Raw genomic sequence first — 2,057 nt, 5'->3', positions numbered from 1 at the left:
GACGCGTACAAGGTGTTGCGGTGAGCCGGGAACGACCACCCCACCCCCACAATCCCAACGAAAAACCCCACCCTGAAACACAAACCACCCCAACCCGTGCAACTCAGGATGGAAGCATCTACGGCCCATTCGCCGCTATTACTGCTGGCTCATCTCGAAGATAGAGGGCTTCCCGCCGACGCCGCTGACCATGGACACCATGCCGTTGTCATCCGTCGAGTGCGCCTACCTTCTGGCGGAGCAGAGGCGGCTGCGCCGTCCTGACCTGCCGCCCGCTGTGGGGCCGGTGCCCGACCCGTCTTCCAATGAGCGGTTCACCGTGCTGGAAGTGGATAGCCGGGTCGATATGGCCGAGGCGTTGGACTGCCTGTATCGGGAATACCTCGAGCAGTCCAGAAGGGCCGGGCTCATTCCTCTCGCCGATGCTCCCGAGGAGGATGCTCCACCGGATGGCGGTGCGGACGGGCGGCAGCGCTGATCGGGCGGAGTGCTGCGGGTCCTCCGGGGCGGCGGTGGTCGACTGTGGTGGGCAGCGGTCGGCGGCGGGCCTGCCGCTCAGGACGCCGGGGCCGTCTGTGCTCGTGCCGTGCTCGCCGGGCTTAGCATGCTCGCTGTGCTTAACCTGCTCATGCCGACAGGCGCTCCTTCATGTCGTGATGCCCCACGGTCTCCACGCCCGCCACATTGATCCACGGGGCCAGGACGATGACTGCCAGGCAGGCTGCGAAGGGGACGCCGGCCAGGGACAGGAGCACCGACCCGGCCAGGGCCGCGATGGTCAGGCCCAGCATGAGTTGGTAGATGCGCCCCAGGGCGCGCAGGTTCACCGCGACCACGAGTGCGTACAGGATGATGACGAACACGGCCATGGGTACTGCGACGCTCAGGACGGCGCCGGTGGACGAGATCACTGCGTGTCCTTCCTCGCGCAGGGCGGCGACGTGCAGGCCCGTCCCGATCGCTGCCAGGGAGGCGAAGAGGATGAAGTGGACGTAGGCCACAGTCACGGTCCTGGCCGGGTGCTCATGGAGGATCTGGCCGAAGGGCACCTCGAAGTAGACCCACCACAGTCCTAGCGCGATCGAGACTCCTGAGGCTAGGACCACGACCGTGGAGGCCGACCAGCCGTGCTCGGTGTACAGAGCGGTTACGGACTGCGCGGTTCCCACCAGCACCTCGCCCAGGGTGATGATCGTCAACAGGCCGAAGCGCTCGGCCAGGTGATGAGGGTGCCAGCCCATGTGGTCGTAGCGGCGCACGAGGTGCATCGGCACCGCCAACTCCATGGTGAACAGCAGGACCGAGACGATGAAGAGCGACAGGGCGTTGAGGTGGACGAAGAGCGTGCCGACCCACAGCACCTGGGCCAGTGCGATCCACAGGGCGTGGATCCGGCAGGCGCGGGCCTGGTCCGGGTTGGCCCGCGCGGCCCGCAGCCACAGCGCGACCAGTGAGACCCTCATGACCACGTACCCGGCCACTATGTTGCCGGAGTGCAGCTGCCATCCGTGCTCGAAGCCCTCGTAGAGCGCGGGGATGCCCGTGGTCATCATGATGATGCCCACCATCTGGACCGCGACTCCCAACCGCACGCCCCAGTCGTCGGTGTCGTAGGAGGAGGCGAAGCTGGAGTAGCTCATCCAGGCCCAGATCGTGCAGAACTGGACAAAGCCGAAGGCAGCCAGCCCCGCCGCCACATGCCCGGAGGCCAGGGCATGCGCCATCTGGACGCCGTTGACGCCGAAGGCGATCACCAGGGTCAGGTCGTAGAGGAGTTCCAGGGTGGTGGCCACCCGGTGCTCCTCGTGCGGGTCGCGTGAGCGCATGGGCGTCAGGGAGTGCAGGAAGCGGCCCGCGGTTGCTGAACGAGGCGCGTTGGTTGCACTGGTATCGGTCATGAAGAGTGTTCCTGTCGGCAGACACGTGGGCGGGCGGTTCTCGGGCGGTGTTGAAGATATCCGCTGTTCGACTACTGGGCGTCAGCAAGGTTATCGTGAGCAGCATATTGTGCGTCCCAGGGAAGTCGAACCTGAGTTGCACAGTTTTTAGTGCCCTGT

Annotated in this window: 2 protein-coding genes; one reads left to right on the top strand and one right to left on the bottom strand. The window is 65.9% G+C overall.

Features of this window, described 5'->3' with window-relative positions; all coding sequences use genetic code 11:
- Window positions 1-190: 190 nt before the first annotated feature.
- Entirely contained in the window at window positions 191-478 is a 288-nt protein-coding gene (locus tag HMPREF3165_RS05105; RefSeq protein WP_256275034.1) for a hypothetical protein, read from the top strand.
- A 148-nt stretch (window positions 479-626) separates the two neighbouring features.
- Here HMPREF3165_RS05105 and HMPREF3165_RS05100 read toward each other — a convergent pair whose 3' ends face one another.
- Window positions 627-1,898 (bottom strand): low temperature requirement protein A, encoded by a 1,272-nt coding sequence (locus HMPREF3165_RS05100; RefSeq protein WP_070511316.1) that lies wholly within the window; start codon window positions 1,896-1,898, stop codon window positions 627-629.
- Window positions 1,899-2,057 lie beyond the last annotated feature (159 nt).

It is taken from the genome of Actinomyces sp. HMSC08A09 (genome assembly GCF_001807465.1).
GTDB classification, from domain to species: Bacteria; Actinomycetota; Actinomycetes; order Actinomycetales; family Actinomycetaceae; genus Actinomyces; species Actinomyces oris.
The sequence above is the reverse complement of the archived record's forward strand: the minus strand, read 5'-3'. Positions and strand labels throughout refer to the sequence as shown.